Below are 15,605 nucleotides of genomic sequence, written 5' to 3'. Positions count from 1 at the left end.
GTGCACCTTGTTCTCCAAATGGTAGGCATCTGAATACACGACCGCTGATTTGCTGCACCACGCTCCTCGGGCCCCAATCATTGCCGCCCCAAACCTCGATACATCCATCCCGCTGAACGCCACTGCTCGGGATCCAAACAGTTCCTACCGTCAATCAACTTCTTCTGACGCACGACAGAATCGAGTGCACGAGGCTGAATATCCTTGAATTCCTTCCACTCGGTAAGCACGAGCACAACGTCCGCACCCTCGCACGCGTCTAATGCCGATGTGCTGTATGTAAGCGTGGGAAACAGAGTACGAGAATTGTCCATAGCTTTGGGGTCATAGACGTTCACTGCAGCACCCTGAAGTTGAATCTGTCCGGCAACGTTCAACGCTGGTGAATCGCGTACGTCATCAGAGTCAGGTTTGAATGCTGCACCGAGTACTGCGACTCGCGCGCCCAACAGAGATCCACATGCTTCCCTCGCGAGTTCCACCATCCGCGTACGGCGACGCATGTTGATGTTGTCCACCTCGCGAAGAAAAGTGAGAGCCTGATCAGCTCCGAGTTCTCCAGCCCGAGCCATGAACGCCCGAATGTCCTTGGGCAGACAGCCACCACCGAATCCGATACCAGCATTGAGAAACTTGCGGCCTATTCGGTCGTCGTGACCGATCGCATCGGCTAGCACCGTCACATCGGCGCCTGCCGCTTCGCAAACCTCGGCGATCGCATTGATGAACGAAATCTTCGTTGCCAGAAATGCATTCGCCGAAGCCTTAACGAGTTCTGCAGTAGCCAGATCGGTCACGATAAAGGGGATCCTCTCCTCGAGCAACTCCGCATAGACCTCACGTGCTAGTCCTTCTGCCCGCCCAGGTCTCGCGCGATCCACGCCCAGCACCAATCGGTCCGGATGCAACGTGTCCTTTACGGCATATCCCTCGCGAAGGAACTCTGGATTCCACGCCACCTCAACTCCGTCACCTGCAGGCGCCAACGCGCGCGCAGTTGCACCAAGGCGTGCCGCAGTTCCTACAGGCACTGTTGACTTGCCGAAGATAACGGCGGGCTTTGTCAGCAGAGGCGCGAGAGTTTCGATCACAGCGTCTACGTATTTCATGTCGGCGGCAAACTCGCCCTTCTTCTGGGGCGTCCCGACACCAAGAAAGTGAACCTCGGCAAATTCGGCAGCCTCAGCGTAGGACGAAGTGAAGCGCAGCCTGCCAGCAGCGATATTGCGCTGGAGAACATCTTCGAGTCCCGGTTCCCAGAACGGGACTTCGCCGGCCTCAAGTTTCTGCAACTTAGACTCATCGACGTCGACGCCGAGCACTTCATGGCCCAACTCTGCCATGCATGCCGCGTGTGTGGCCCCCAGATACCCCGTACCGAAGACAGTGATTCGCATGCTCCCGCAATTCCTTTACGTTCAGCCGACAAAGTGTGGGCGATAGATTTCTAACGTTGGTTTCTGCCGTGCTGAAATTTTAAAGAATGGTCGCTTCCCGACTAAGGTAGTGCGACCTGCGCCGCCAGGTTGGAAGTCAGATCAATACGCTCCATCGCTAGCGACTACAGCCTTGAGAGTCTTCGCAACAATCAGGACATCACCCATCATCGACCAATTGTCGACGTAGGAAAGATCAAGTCGCACAGTGTCTTCCCACGAGAGATCAGAGCGTCCACTCACCTGCCACAGACCGGTAATTCCGGGTTTGACCAAGAGCCTTCGACTCACCGCCCCGTCGTAGGCATCAACCTCTCGCCTCAGCGGAGGTCGCGGTCCAACAACACTCATTTCGCGTCGCAAAACATTCAGAAACTGCGGCAGCTCGTCGATCGAGAATTTCCGCATGAAGCGCCCCACCGACGTGACCCTAGGGTCGTCACGCATCTTGAACAGAACGCCAGCACCCTCGTTAGTCTTCATTAGAGCGTCGACCTGCTTGTCTGCATTTTGGACCATCGAGCGGAACTTCAGCATCGGGAACGGTTTGCCGTCCAAGCCCATTCGCTCCGACTTGTACAAGACCGGGCCCGGGCTGGTTATCTTCACGGCCACCGCTGCAGCGAGCAGCACAGGGCTGATGAGGATCAAAATCACTGTGGCAAAGACGATGTCGAACGAGGTCTTCGCAAACTTCTGCGCGCTGTGATAGCGCGGGCGTTCGACGTGGATCAACGGAAGGCCTGCAACCGGGCGCATCGAGAGCCTAGGGCCCGAAACGTCCAGAATGCCTGGCGAGACAACAAGATCTACACGCTTACCCTCGAGATCCCATGCGAGTTTGCGCATTCCGTCCAAGCCCAGATGCTCGGTCGCCGTGACGGCGACGGTATCTGCACCCACCACATCAAGGGCGCGGGTGACATCGTGTTCGTCACCCAAAACCGGGATGCGCCTGCCTCCGACCATGATCACATCATTCATGTCACTGTTGTGACCTGGAGTGCAAACACCCACCACTCTGAATCCGTCAGCTGATCCGCGTTCGAAGTTCTCTGCGAGGTTTACAACTGCGTGACGATTTCCCACAACGAGGACTGAGGTTCTAAATTCACCCCGTGCACGTCGACGGGCGATGATTCGGCGCCAGAACCAACGGTTGGCCATCAATACGATCATGCCGACTGGAAAAGCAAATGCCAGATAGAGACGTGCGATGTCGATCTGAAGAAGCAGGCTGCCTATCGCGATCAAACCGAAGAGCCTCACCGTGCTGACAAAGATCCGCCGATACTCTTCCGGTCCGCTCCCGATCACTCGGATCGACCTAGTCCGGAAGATGCTGAGCGTTGCAATCCACGCGAGGATCAATACGAGTGAGACGGCGGTGTAGCTGTAGTTTCCAACGCCGCTGGTACTCACACCTCCTGAGTCCGCGCCGAAACGGAACCACTGAGCAAGAAAGACCGCCGCGACAATTATTGCCGCGTCACTGACGGCCAATCGTCGGACGTAAGCCGCTTGCCATCGATGTCGCGATGACACCTCCACCTGAGCGTCAGCCACCACCGCTTGAACGTCCGGCGCCACCACACCAGGGCTCGTGCGAGACCCTTCGCTTTCGTTGAGTGCTGTCACCGTGTCAGCTCTCCTTCCTGGTCAGGAAATTTCCGAATCAACTACTCTTACTGAAAAGTGCTCGAAACAATCCGGGATTGCCTGACCACCAGACCGACTCAAGCAAGCGCCCCGCACATCGGTTTCACACTGGTTGATCGCATTTTGCGGCTGTCCGTTACGTACCATGCGGGATCTATTTCACCACCACCCTGCAGCTGGATCAAATTTACCAACGGCGCAGGTCGACAGCGGTGACCCACCTCAATCACCCACTTCACCCAAAACGGCAGATTGCCAAGCAACGTTTTCTGTCTGCCGAGTCGATCATTTGCCGCACAGGGGTATTTCCCCTGCGGACAGCAACTTGCAAGCAAATACCAAATTCCACCCTCTTCGCCAGTGCGGCAACAGTGCGCCGACCAGTTGCCAGCCACACAAACAGCGGAGATATATGCAGATCAAAGCCTTATCCGTCGAACAAACTGTAATCGCGACTGCACGAACGGGATACAGACCAAATCACCCGAGAAGTTTGCGACCTTTGTCCCGTTTCAGTTTTTGACCATTCGCGGGCGATAACTACGGCTATCCAGAAGCGAATGAACCGGTACCGCGAAGTCCAAACCGGGCAACACCGAGGATCCCTGCTGGACGCTTGTCCACTTGCGGTCTATATTATTTTGCTCACACGTGTGCCAAATCTCACGATGTGAAATGACAACGAATTCAAGTCGGTGCGTCGGCCCGTTACCGGCCGTCACGCCCACGTCTCACCAATCGGAATTATCGGACGAATCAGCTTTTATCTGGTACGTGAGGTGTGGGGTACTTCAAGATCCGTCCGCTCGCAAATCGCCTAGCAATATCAATTCGAGACTCCATCTCATCCCGTCAACAAAGCCGACCGAAAGTAACCACCATTAGGGACTTACGTCCCTAATGGTGCATGCAATTGATAAGGGTGAGATATACGTCCGAGATACACATCCCGCTCTCGAGCGTGGAGGCCACGAACTTGATGGGATAATCGTCGACCAGTGAAACGCCCATGCCGTCCGATTCGTGCATGGCACAAAATCGCGTAAGGTCAAAATTCGGACAAACACCCGAAGACTCCCCAACGAGGTCCGCAATCCGGTTCGTTGACCAGTCACGCTCGAATGGGACTACGCACCTTGAAGATCAGCACTATCCGCGCTGAGTCGGGAATTGTTCCGCGGCTCACGGTCCGTTGGTTGATGATCGCAGCAGCCACAATATTTGCGTTCTGGCCAACGTGGAACAACCTGTGGCGCAGCACAGTCGACGGCACCGCGATTGGGTTCGTATTTGTACTGCCACTGCTGTGTGTTGTTGCGGCTGTCGGCACAGACCTCAGGCGGGGTCCCGAACTCCCGATCCATGACCGGGAAACGGACAAGATCGTTGGCGGCATCGGCTTACTCGTCGCGCTTGGTATGCAGGCGCTGCTGATGCCGCGATTCGGGGACAACTACGAGCTGATGCACATCGATGCGCTGGCGGCTTGGGTCTTTGTCTGGGGCGCAGCAGTTCTCATGTTCGGACTTCGCCCCGTCAATCGGTACTGGTTGATCTGGCTGACCCCCATGGTTTTGAGCCCGCTTTTCTACCGAACGTTGGCAATCGAATTGGGTGGCACTCGGTTCGACTACAGCGTCATCATGGTTGTTGTCGCATCCACGGCCACCACCATTGCCGTCAGTCGAAACTGGCGACGAGGTTTGGTTGCCTTCTTGATCTCCATCGCCCTCGGCACTGCGTTGGTGTACTACCTGTCGAACCAGTTTCCGACGGTGCCGTTATTTCTGGTTCAACTATTTCCCGCAGTCGGAACTGCGCTGCTGGTCGGCGCTCTCTTCTATCTGTATCAACGCCGCGGTACGTCGCTAAGACCTTTTGATCGTCCGCTCCGAAAGCCGTCAACCAAAACCAGCGACTGGACCATCCTCTTCGTGTTCGGCGTTGCAATACTGATCGCCCTCACGCCGCTCCCCAATGCCGACGACATTCCGATTTCCCAAGGCCCGCCGGCTACTGCGGATCCTCGGTTGGTGGTGCCGGCGGGGTGGAGACAAATCTCCACTGAAGAGTTCGATTGGCCGCAGAGGTACTTCGGGTCTACATCGACGCTAACGCGACAGACAATTCGCGCCGATACGCCAAATCCCGCGTGGGACGCTCTCATGCGCCAGCGCACTGTACAAATGGATGTTCTGCAGGTCCGTCGTGCAGCTACCCTCTCTGTTTACCCGAGCAGTGCCACGTACGAGTTGCAGAACGCGCGTGTCAGCCCCACTGTGAAAGTCGAACTGACGCGCGGTGTCGTGGCCGAGATGTACACGATCGTCGACGATGCTCTCCTTCTCACCTGGAGCAATCTCAACTTCATCTGGACCCGTGGCGACGGTGCCGCACAACGCGTCAGTCTCATCACCGTCGACAACCACGAGCCGGACGCCTATTTCCCGGAGCCGAGTCCGTCGATGGCCTCGAACGGCGGCAATAGTCTCGCTCTGCTCTTGCGAGGGAAAAGCTCAACCGAGGACAACGAATCACAGTACAAAGACCTCGGGATGCTCGAGGCATTGGGACGACACATCGTGGAGGCTCAAAAATGGTGAACACCGATCTCCTGGTGCACGGAGACAAAGCCTCCGACGCATTCAAAGCTGCTGCCCTCCATGACGCAGTGAATGGTCTGCGTGAGCGCAAACCGATTTCCTCTGCCTCGGTGGCGTTTTACCCCTGGCAGCGCAATGTCCTGTTCGCGCTCCTCGCGGCGACAGTCTTGTGCCTGATCTTCTTCCTCACTCCCACTCTGATCACGCTCACTCTGCTGTGCACCCTCGGATATGTCTGGACGATGATTGATCGGCTCATTCTCTTCATGCGAGGCCTGGATGCATCGGCCATCATGACCATCAGTGACGACGTCGCACTTGCCCTTACCGATGACGAACTGCCGCTGTATACGATCCTGGTGCCCGCCTACAACGAACCAGAGGTAGTCGGTGATCTGATCGCAGCTATGCGGGCCATCGACTATCCGAAGGAAAAACTCCAAGTTCTCCTCCTTCTCGAGGAAGACGACATGGTCACCATCGAAGCCGCTGAATTGGCCGGCGTCGACAAAGTAGTCAGCATCTTGAAAGTCCCAGCGGCGGATCCACGCACCAAGCCGAAGGCCTGCAATTACGGACTTCACTTTTCTACGGGTGAGATCATCACGATTTACGACGCCGAGGACTCGCCTGATCCACTTCAATTGCGCCGAGTAGTAGCAACTTTCGCTCAGTTGCCGGAGATAACCGCATGTGTCCAGGCAAAACTTGCCTTTCACAACGGCACACAAAATCTGCTGACGGCATGGTTCACCGCTGACTACGCCCTGTGGTTCAACTTCATCTTGCCCGGCCTCATGCGGAGCAACTCCCCCATTCCTCTGGGTGGAACCTCAAATCACCTGCGACGCAGCGTACTTGATGATATCGGTGCCTGGGATCCGTTCAACGTCACGGAGGACGCTGACCTCGGCGTACGGATCGCTGAAAGCGGCTACCGCACTGCCGTCCTCAACTCGACAACACTCGAAGAGGCGAACAGCGACACCATCAACTGGATCCGTCAGCGATCCCGCTGGTACAAGGGCTACTTGCAGACTTGGCTGGTTCACATGCGCCAGCCGGTGAAGCTGTGGCGTGGGATTGGGACCGTCGGGTTCTTGCGATTCACCATCCTGATGGCGGGAACACCCGTGGTTGCCGCACTGAACACGATCTTCTGGCTTCTGAGCTTGGGCTGGATACTCGGTCAACCCGCGATAATCCAGCAGATTTTCCCCAGCTACGTGTACTTCCCGGCCCTCGCGTCGCTCGTGTTCGGAAACGCCGCCGTGATGTACATGAATCTTGTTGCGTGTCGCGAGACTCGCAATGCCGCTCTGCTGATTGCGTGCCTGACTGCGCCACTGTATTGGGTGCTGATGAGCATTGCCGCGATCAAAGGCACATACCAGTTGATTATGAACCCGTCGTACTGGGAGAAAACGTTTCACGGTCTGAGCAACTGATCATGTAGACCGCACACCCACAAATAACTCCACCCGGGACGATGTCCCGGGTGGAGTTATTTTTCTCAGTAGGTGAGTTGCGGGTCTGGTTGCCGGAGACGCTCTTCCAGCCAGATTCGCAATTCCGGTCCGTATTCTTCGCGTCCCAGTGCATGGTCAAGCGAGGCTCGTAGGAATCCACCCGGGTTTCCGAGATCATGACGCGATCCCCGGTGCACCACAACGTGGACGGGATGGCCCTCACTGATCAGCAAGGCAATCGCGTCGGTCAACTGCAACTCCCCGCCCTTACCCGGTTTGATGGAGCGCAGGGCGTCAAAGATCTTGCGATCCAACAGATACCGGCCAACAGCAGCTAAAGTTGAGGGCGCACTGTGCGTATCCGGCTTCTCCACCATGCCAACGACCCTGAGAACGTCAGGGTTGTCGGAGTCTGGCTCCACGTCAAAAATTCCGTATGCACTGACTTCATGTCTCGGCACGTCGAATGCGCAGAGAACAGATCCTCCGCGCTCATCCCTGACCCTCGACATGGCCTCGAGAACCCCACCGGGATGCACTAGATCGTCCGGAAGCAGAACCGCGATAGCGTCCTCGTCGGCGCCGAGAACCGATTCCGCCAGGCCGACGGCGTGCCCCAAACCGAGAGGAGACTCCTGAACAACAGGTTCCACCGAGATCAACCCCGGCGCCTTTCGGACCCGCTCCAGGAGATGATGTTTTCCCGCATCCTGCAATCTGTTTTCGAGCACAACATCTTCCAGGAAATGCGCCATGACACCCGCTTTTCCGGGCGCCGTGACGATAACCAAACGTTCCACTCCCGCAGCAGCAGCCTCACTGGCGACCAATTCAATCCCCGGTGTATCTACCACCGGCAGAAGCTCTTTGGGAACCGTTTTGGTGGCCGGCAAGAAACGAGTGCCAAGCCCAGCTGCCGGCACCACCGCAGTCTTGATCGAGGATGATCGCACTGTAGTCATCATTTACCTTTCCTGATGCAGACTCATTCATCTACACGCCACTGATGTTTCATCTACACACCACTGATGCCGCGCGGATCTCTTCGATGAGTGCCTATCGGATTCTGAGCTGCACGTTGCAAACTACTGCGAAACATACGTCAGTTTTGCAATACATTACACCGGCTCCGGGCCAGGAAGGAAGCTACACAATTCCCCAAAAAGCCGCCGAAAGAACTAGTGCCCCTGGGACCTTAGTCCCAGGGGCACTATTAGAATTCGGAGCTTCTCAGCCCCATTCGGCTTCAGCCGCGACAACTCCATATAGCGGGTCGTCGTAACCGATATCCATGGTGCATTCCGTCGGACGAGGATCCGGCACAAAGGCCCACAGCAACGCCCCGGCGGTGCCGGCTGTCTTCTGACCCGCAATCTTGTCGCCGATGTGTGTCGCCCGAGTTGCGAGAGGCTCACAGCTACCGGCCAATTCACCGATTTCGGCCACCAACAGCGGTTTTCCGGCCGCAGTGGCCTGGGTAATGCGACGCGCCAGTCCATTCCACTGGTCACCGGGAAGAGCAACACCATCAGCGCCGTAATCGTGGTACTGAACAACGTCGACGTAGGGCGACTCGCTGACGTACTGGTAATCGTCACCGCCGGTGCCACATTGGCCGCCGCCGAGTAACCCAGCCGTGATCAAGGTCTTGGGATCGAGCGCCCGCACTTCTGCACCGGCTGCGTCGTAGAACGAGCGCAGAATCTGCGCTGTGTCGGACGGGCACGTCCTGGTCCACCAATTGCACGCCGTGTCGGTGCATAGGCTCGGTTCAGGTTCTCCCACCAATTCCCAAGCCGCCAGCGACGGAGAGTCTTTCCACCTGGCAACTGCTATATGCATCCAGTCTTGAAAGCTGATCAGCGACTTCGCGGCATTGGCGTCGAAGTCTTTCCAACCATCGACGTACCAGCTACGTTCCTTGAAAGTTTCGTTCTCGCAGGCTCCGTCCTGCGGCGAGAGGACGGGCAGAATCATCTGGTTGTGGTCCTCGGCTGCAGCAAACACCGCGTCCATAGGTCCAAAATCCAGCTCACCCGTGAATTTGTTGATCGCCAAGGCCTGAAACAGATTGAAACGCGTCAGAGACTTTGCCGGCAACGATCCAAAATAGTCGTCGAGATCGACCATCGCACCGCAACCCCAGTTCACCCCCCAATCGGTGGCGAGCTGATAGGCATTGAAACCTGTTGGAAACCAATCCTGTCCGTCGAGCTTCAATCCATCTACGGTGGCGGTGACGCGGGCTCCCGGTTGCGGGGCCGCATCCACCGTACGTGTAGCCACGCCACTCACGGTGAGAACAGTAGCGGCACTGACAAGAACTGCGGCCACTCGACGCCAGACAGACGTTGGAGGTTTCATTTTTTTCACTCTCGGAGACATGTTTACCCATCGCTCGAACGCAGCATCCCCCCGCGTCTAAAGTGTCGCATAAATCCGGAGTTTTAGCCTCCCTCTTGCTTATTGCCCGTCAGCCGATACAGCCGCCAGTTTGGCGGTACCGTGCCCCCGTCGTTCTCGACTTCGATGACCAACGCACCAATTCCACCGGAGCCTGTTTCGTACATAGTCGGATACCGTCGATTAATGGCGTCAGCCACTCCGCGCTCCTCGTTGGGAACGGTCAAGATGTACTCAACTCCGGACTCCGACGGGTTGTTCAATATCTTTACAAAATCGGTGTCGGAGGTAATCACAAACTGTTTCGGATTGTCAGACGCAGTGATGACACCGAAGGCCAAGACCGTATCGGTCAGCACCGATCCATCAGGCAGATCGAGGTCATCGAGATAGTCGGCTATCCTGCGTTCTGCTCCGAAGGTCCGCAGAATCGCCTGTTCGGCGGCATCCTGGCGGCCTGGAATGACCACACTCGCAAGCGAGTGTTCCAAGGACGCCAGTCGCGGACTTCCCATTGCGACAAAGGTGACCGCAGTTGACCCGAGCAGTAGCACCAGCGAAACAACGAGCATGATCGACGGACCGGAGTATTTCGGCTGATCCCGGACCAACTCGGGACTGGCGGCACGCCCAGGCCTACGCGACACAACTGGCCGCTCGCGTGGTGAGATCAACACTGCCAACACAAAACACAGCGGGACGACAGCAAGATAGAAGCGCAGAAACGGAAACGTCGAACCCATCATGTAGAGCAAGGTCTGTGCACCGAGCACTGAGCCGAACAGCACGATCGGAACGATTACTTCGGGATCCCGCCGCCGCCAAGCCAAGACAATCGCCGCAGTGGCCAGTACCGGGAACGCCGGCCCGAGTACCGCTATCTCCGTCAGCGAGAACATCATCCGGCTCATTGGTGCATCGGCAGCTCCACCGGCTTGCTCGATAATCGCGCTGTTGCCGTACACCGACGAAAACTGTTGAAACGCTTGCCCTGTGATCAACCAGCTGGAGGCAGACCAGGCAAGAAATGCGATAAGCCCCGGAAGCAACACAACGGTCGCGTCAATCGCCGCCGCCCACGACCGATGAAACTTGTCGTCAGTGTCAGCCTTCGGAAATCTAATCCAACTGACCACGAACACGAGCACCACCGCAACGAACATGGGTGCAAGGGCGTCGTACCGGGTCAGATAGGCCAGTGCGAGCGCCAAACCGGCTGCGATCAGCTCATGTGCATCGTCGTTGCGCATCCATCTGATGAGGCGGCGAACAGCCCAGATGACGAAGAAGAGATACAGCGCCTCACTCATGCCGTTGGCCGCGTACATGAGAATCATGGGATTGAGAGCAAACAACACAGTGATCATGATCGTCACCCATCGAGCGCACCCACGATCACGTGCGATACCTCGAATCTGCATGACCGCTCCGGCCATGAAAAGCGCCGACGTCACAGATGCAGTGATGTTCCAGCGCAACAACTCCGGAAACCAGTTCCCCAACAGACCCATCGGAATCTGTGCAACTGCGGTTAATGGTGTGAAGACGAATCCGATTGCTGCAAAGTGTGGATCGCGACTCCACAACATTGCAGATACTGCAGCAACCCTGCTCATTGCATCAGTGAAGATGAATTTGATCTCCGCGTTCAGCCACACCCCAAGGGCGATGTACACCACGGCCACCGCGGTATAGACCCCCCAGGGCAGTCGTTGACGTTCTTCCTCAATGGGGCCGGCAGAGTCCAACGTTCGTGACTCCGCCGGTGCGGCGACAATCATTGTGAACGGCGCCTGAAGAACAGCACGCCACCCACAGAAATGACTATCAGTGCTGCGGTGCCTGCTGCGATCAAACCGATTGTGGTGGAGCTGATGCCGCTATCGTCGTCGCTGGTTTTTGCCCCACTTACCGGTGCAAGATTGACGCTGATGTCGAAAGGATCGACATCGCGAGGAGCAACAAGGACATCACCAGCGAGCCTTCCAAACCGTGCCGGATCACCTTCCAGCCAGTTCAGCATGTTGTCGACATCTACTGCGTCACCGTTAGAGGTAACAACAACGATTTCGTGGTTGGGAACCACCGCAACCTGCATGCTGCCGTATGGCGCATTGAACTGAAGACCGCGCAACCGCAGCAAGCCTTGATCGGCGGTTTCCATCGGCAGGTCGAGATCCACGCCATCCGGGAGCTTTCCGTCTGCAGCGACCAGCACCGCCGGCAACGGACTGGAAGCCGCATCGACAAACGACTGAACTCGCGGCTGCAACGGCAAGTAGCTCAGCCGCTGCATCTGAACCAGAACACGTTGAGCCCGAACAGTATCGGCAAAATCTCCGCGCGTGGTCCCCACTTCTACGATCGGCAGCATCGACTGCGGCAATGACTGGAAGCCCCCGGGATTTGCCGGTTCAGCGACGTTTGAGCTGATCGTGCTTTCCGGATCAATCGTCAGCGTCGATCCGTTGCTGCTCCCACATTGAAAATCGCCGGACACATCCAGCTCTGCCGTCACCTTCATCTCCCGCGTCACTAACTCGTCGGGGATCGTGAATTCGATGTCGAAGCGACCACTGTTGTCTACTGCTCGGCTGTCGAGACGCTGATCCCCCACGCTGAAAGACAACTGAGCGCTTCGTGTACTCGGCATCGGAACATAGGTACCGATCATGCGCACGGTCACATTCTTCAGTGCTCGGCCCAATTGGGACTGAGTAAACGGCACCTCGACCTGGACGTGCTCGAGTCCTGACGACGTCAACGATCCGAGCCGTAAGTCGCCGACAGGAACAACGTCGCGAGAGATTTCCGCGACTACCTTCGCCGATGCCGTCAGCGCTTGGCTTGCGGCCCAGAAACCATTGAAGTTTGCCGCGAGCAGATTAACCTGCGGGACAAGCGATCTGTCGTCACCGACCAAACGCAAGACGGGATATCCACTGGGTCCGGCGACGAGATCGATTCCGCCTTCCCCCTCGGCACCAACCAGAATGTTCCGCTCGAACAGACCTGGAACGGAGTCTGGGAGCAACTGCCCGGCCGGCAACTCGGCGAGAACCACAGCGTCAGGTTGACTGCCATATCGATTCACTATCGATGTGCTGAGCAGCAGCGCAGCACTCTGCTGCGAGGGCGACGTACTGTCCGCAAGGTAGATCGTTGCCTTACGCAAAATTGGAGGGAAGAAATTCGAAACCGTCGATGGCTGCGCCTCGGTGCCGTCGTACACGATCGAAGTGTTTCGCAGCGCGAGCGGTTGGTAGTTGCTTCTGTCGTAGCAACGATCATCAACGGGGACGAGGTGCCCGATCATCGAAACCGCGATACTCCGGTCGACAACAGTCAGACCGGCAAGCGGTATTGAAATCGGTAGTCCCTGACCAACTTGTCCAGCATCAAACTCTACCCGCGAGACCGGGCGTCCGTCAGCACTCACTTCGATCCACCCTCGACTGAAATCGATAGGTGCCGTGACTGTCCCGATGAGAGCAGTTGCAGTGAGTCCGTCAGGTACCGGTAGTGAAACAGTCAGCGGCTCATCATTTGCCGACAACACCACATCAGTTCCCCGGCCGAGTTCCTTGAGAGAGATCGCGCCGACATTGCCTGCCGCATTAGTCTCGGTAGCCTGATCGACCACTTGCGCCCCGGCAATTGTGTTGAACGCGAAGACCATGCAGAACACAACCGCCAGCGTCGTCATCACTTTGCGACGCAGCGCGACCAAACTGGGGACCATCAACAATCTCTCCTCGGGATCGAACTCACGAAACATGAACGATGCTCAAGGCAGAGGAGTTACAGCCGTTCCACCCCAACGATCACGTGATCGGGTTGATTTCAACAAACAGACCATAACCGCCAATTAGTACGGTGGCTAATTATCGCGAGCAATGAGATTTCGCGTCCGGACCATAGATAGGAGTTAGGCCCCGAGAGGATGCGCTGAACGTCACACCAATCTGGACATATGTATATTCACAGTGAGTTCACTGGTGCCGCACAAGAATTGCGCTATTGCTATCTTGCCGCAACTCCTCGGCCCGGTCCCGCTGGTACCAAACACCACTGACACCTGGGCCCGAGCACATCTTAGCTACTGCGAGTTTTCGGTCGGGGTTACCATCAAGCAGTTCTGCCGATACCTCGTATGGACGTCAGTTCGGATTCGGGCGAAGGGCGCATTCAGACCAGTCTCACAAATGCTTGGCTTAGTCGCGCGAACCCACCGACACGAACACGGGAACCACGAAAAGTAATCGCGTACTGCAATATTCGTCTGATTCACGATCCACGGTTGACGAAGTAGTCATATCCCGGAGACGAAATGCACTCTTACCCTCAAGACTTCACCCGCTGCGGAGTCAGTTACCAATTCCGCCCTATGCCTTGCCAAGTTCGCGCATTCGATGATCTCGAAGACGAAATTCGTACAAGTGTCCAAGTTGCGACTCGCGACGGACGCACGAAAAGCCTGTGACTCAATCAGTTTCCAGGTAACCGATAACCGCTGCGTTGCTATTGAAGCGCTCGAATCCGCCGCATTGCGTTTACATCCAACCTCAGTTACCTTGCAGGCGGCGTGGATTCACGAGATTTCATGCTGCACCGACAGCAATAGTAGTAATCAAATTCGCGATTCCAGTGACGCAATCCACCTTCGGCCACTTGCCTAACCACGCGGCGGGACGAACTCACCCTTCGGCACGCTCGACCAGTACGCGCGGCACATCGTCTGTGCAGCTATTTCGCCTAACTGCGCTGATTAGACTCGCTCGCCGCTAGGCGCGGCGTGGTCCTCCAGTTCGGCGTGGTTGATGGCACGGCCTAGCCAAACTGCTAGGAACGCGCCGGCTGTGATCCATCCGACAACAATTTCGGTAATCCACCACATGCTCGCAATTGTGGCATGGGCTGGGCAAAAGCAACGGTATTTGGTCCCGATGCACTTAGGCAAAATTTCCCCTCAGATCGATCAACCAACTCCAGGAACGAGCCTGCGCGGCTCGTGGGCCGACGCAAGCGCCGAGGTTGCACACGAACGGCCTGACCTAGCGATCCTCGCAAATACGTCGGTCATGCCGATATTGGCATCAAACCAATTCGCCAGCATCGGCAGGCTAGTGGATCAGGCGTTGCTCCGTCCGCCCGTCAGAGGCTCCCGCCATCAGGCAGCAAACAGTCGTGCAAGTCCTCCCACCGTAAGAAAGGGACCTTCGAGAATGCCATTCTCCGGGGATTAGTCCGACTGGGTACACCTGCGGTGTGTGATCAGATTTCGATTACAACGTGAGTGCAAATTCTCAGCAGCACTGGCCAAGCGTGGCGTCGTATACCACGCACCCGGCACCTGTTCTGGAACGAGATGGGGCGTGCCCAGCACTGGCGGGCGGGTACCCAGAAGCGCGGCCTGACGCACCCGACGAATGAGCACGCCAGAAGGGTTGGACCGGCACCGATGTAGACGATGACAGGGCTAATCTAACGGCCTCATCGTCTCTCGGGACTAGCTGTCATCGAGGGTGCGGAACTCCGTGGTGATCAGCTCGGCATGGCAATCTTGCCGGCATCCGCACGGGTTGTGGTCTCCCATGCCGTAGGCGGTTCCGCTGTTGCAAGAAGGTTGAAGGGTCTCAAGACCGATCCTCTTTCGAAATGCGTTCAGCAGATGAGATGGCGCAACTCCTTCTCTACGGTGACCGCATAGTGGGCACTGTTCCTCGCCGTTGGCACTGGTTCTAGTAGCGGGGAGGGCGGTGTCTGCCTCGGCGGTCATAGCGCGGATCTTGACATGCATGTCGGTTTGCCGCATGACTTTCCCAAATACCCTAAAGGGGCTTCCGTCACTTACCCCACGGCGAAAGGCTGAATTTGGAGGACGACAAGGCCCGTCCGGAATTGCTCAAGTTTAGCGGCTCTTGTCATAGATCAGGCGACGATTGACAGCAAACACAGTTGAAGCGCACAGCCTTATGACTAGCCAGTCCTTCAGGAGGCCCGCAGGATCTGCACGTCTTACCCCTCGCTCAACT

The 15,605-nt window shown here is 56.8% G+C and carries 8 protein-coding genes; 2 read left to right on the top strand and 6 right to left on the bottom strand.

What is annotated here, in order from left to right:
- Nucleotides 1-77: 77 nt before the first annotated feature.
- Nucleotides 78-1,397: a UDP-glucose/GDP-mannose dehydrogenase family protein gene (locus tag R4P64_RS24095; RefSeq protein ID WP_317822983.1), complete on the bottom strand. Its 1,320-nt coding sequence runs from the start codon at nucleotides 1,395-1,397 to the stop codon at nucleotides 78-80.
- Between the two features lie 141 nt (nucleotides 1,398-1,538).
- The gene (locus tag R4P64_RS24090) at nucleotides 1,539-3,029 is read right to left on the bottom strand and encodes a sugar transferase (RefSeq protein ID WP_317823242.1); all 1,491 of its coding nucleotides are present in this window, start codon (nucleotides 3,027-3,029) and stop codon (nucleotides 1,539-1,541) included.
- Between the two features lie 1,187 nt (nucleotides 3,030-4,216).
- Between R4P64_RS24090 and R4P64_RS24085 the strand changes: the two genes are divergently transcribed.
- Together R4P64_RS24085 and R4P64_RS24080 are read left to right on the top strand one after the other, a co-directional pair.
- On the top strand, nucleotides 4,217-5,698 hold the full coding sequence (locus tag R4P64_RS24085) for a hypothetical protein (protein ID WP_317822982.1): 1,482 nt from the start codon (nucleotides 4,217-4,219) through the stop codon (nucleotides 5,696-5,698).
- On the top strand, nucleotides 5,692-7,146 hold the full coding sequence (locus R4P64_RS24080; RefSeq protein ID WP_317822981.1) for a glycosyltransferase: 1,455 nt from the start codon (nucleotides 5,692-5,694) through the stop codon (nucleotides 7,144-7,146). The genes R4P64_RS24085 and R4P64_RS24080 overlap by 7 nt, the downstream gene beginning before the upstream one ends.
- A gap of 65 nt (nucleotides 7,147-7,211) precedes the next feature.
- Here the strand turns inward: R4P64_RS24080 and R4P64_RS24075 are convergent, their stop codons facing one another.
- From R4P64_RS24075 to R4P64_RS24060, 4 genes are all read right to left on the bottom strand, one after another.
- On the bottom strand, nucleotides 7,212-8,129 hold the full coding sequence (locus R4P64_RS24075) for a UTP--glucose-1-phosphate uridylyltransferase (RefSeq protein WP_317823241.1): 918 nt from the start codon (nucleotides 8,127-8,129) through the stop codon (nucleotides 7,212-7,214).
- A 268-nt stretch (nucleotides 8,130-8,397) separates the two neighbouring features.
- Nucleotides 8,398-9,531, bottom strand: coding sequence for a cellulase family glycosylhydrolase (locus R4P64_RS24070; RefSeq protein ID WP_287163708.1), 1,134 nt, complete (start codon nucleotides 9,529-9,531; stop codon nucleotides 8,398-8,400).
- Between the two features lie 83 nt (nucleotides 9,532-9,614).
- Nucleotides 9,615-11,351, bottom strand: coding sequence for a phospholipid carrier-dependent glycosyltransferase (locus tag R4P64_RS24065; protein ID WP_317822978.1), 1,737 nt, complete (start codon nucleotides 11,349-11,351; stop codon nucleotides 9,615-9,617).
- The gene (locus tag R4P64_RS24060; RefSeq protein WP_317822976.1) at nucleotides 11,348-13,312 is read right to left on the bottom strand and encodes a hypothetical protein; all 1,965 of its coding nucleotides are present in this window, start codon (nucleotides 13,310-13,312) and stop codon (nucleotides 11,348-11,350) included. Before R4P64_RS24060 ends, R4P64_RS24065 begins: the two co-directional genes overlap by 4 nt.
- Nucleotides 13,313-15,605 lie beyond the last annotated feature (2,293 nt).

It is taken from the genome of Rhodococcus sp. IEGM 1366, from assembly GCF_033142425.1.
Lineage (GTDB): Bacteria > Actinomycetota > Actinomycetes > Mycobacteriales > Mycobacteriaceae > Rhodococcus_F > Rhodococcus_F globerula.
This window is presented reverse-complemented; position numbering and strand designations above follow the sequence as displayed.

What these genes read in the sequence shown, in the direction of transcription:
- R4P64_RS24095 (WP_317822983.1), bottom strand. Translation starts at nt 1,397, where the DNA reads ATGCGAATCACTGTCTTCGGTACGGGGTATCTGGGGGCCACACACGCG.
- R4P64_RS24085 (WP_317822982.1), top strand. Translation starts at nt 4,217, where the DNA reads ATGGGACTACGCACCTTGAAGATCAGCACTATCCGCGCTGAGTCGGGA.
- R4P64_RS24080 (WP_317822981.1), top strand. Translation starts at nt 5,692, where the DNA reads ATGGTGAACACCGATCTCCTGGTGCACGGAGACAAAGCCTCCGACGCA.
- R4P64_RS24075 (WP_317823241.1), bottom strand. Translation starts at nt 8,129, where the DNA reads ATGACTACAGTGCGATCATCCTCGATCAAGACTGCGGTGGTGCCGGCA.
- R4P64_RS24070 (WP_287163708.1), bottom strand. Translation starts at nt 9,531, where the DNA reads ATGAAACCTCCAACGTCTGTCTGGCGTCGAGTGGCCGCAGTTCTTGTC.
- R4P64_RS24065 (WP_317822978.1), bottom strand. Translation starts at nt 11,351, where the DNA reads ATGATTGTCGCCGCACCGGCGGAGTCACGAACGTTGGACTCTGCCGGC.
- R4P64_RS24060 (WP_317822976.1), bottom strand. Translation starts at nt 13,312, where the DNA reads ATGGTCCCCAGTTTGGTCGCGCTGCGTCGCAAAGTGATGACGACGCTG.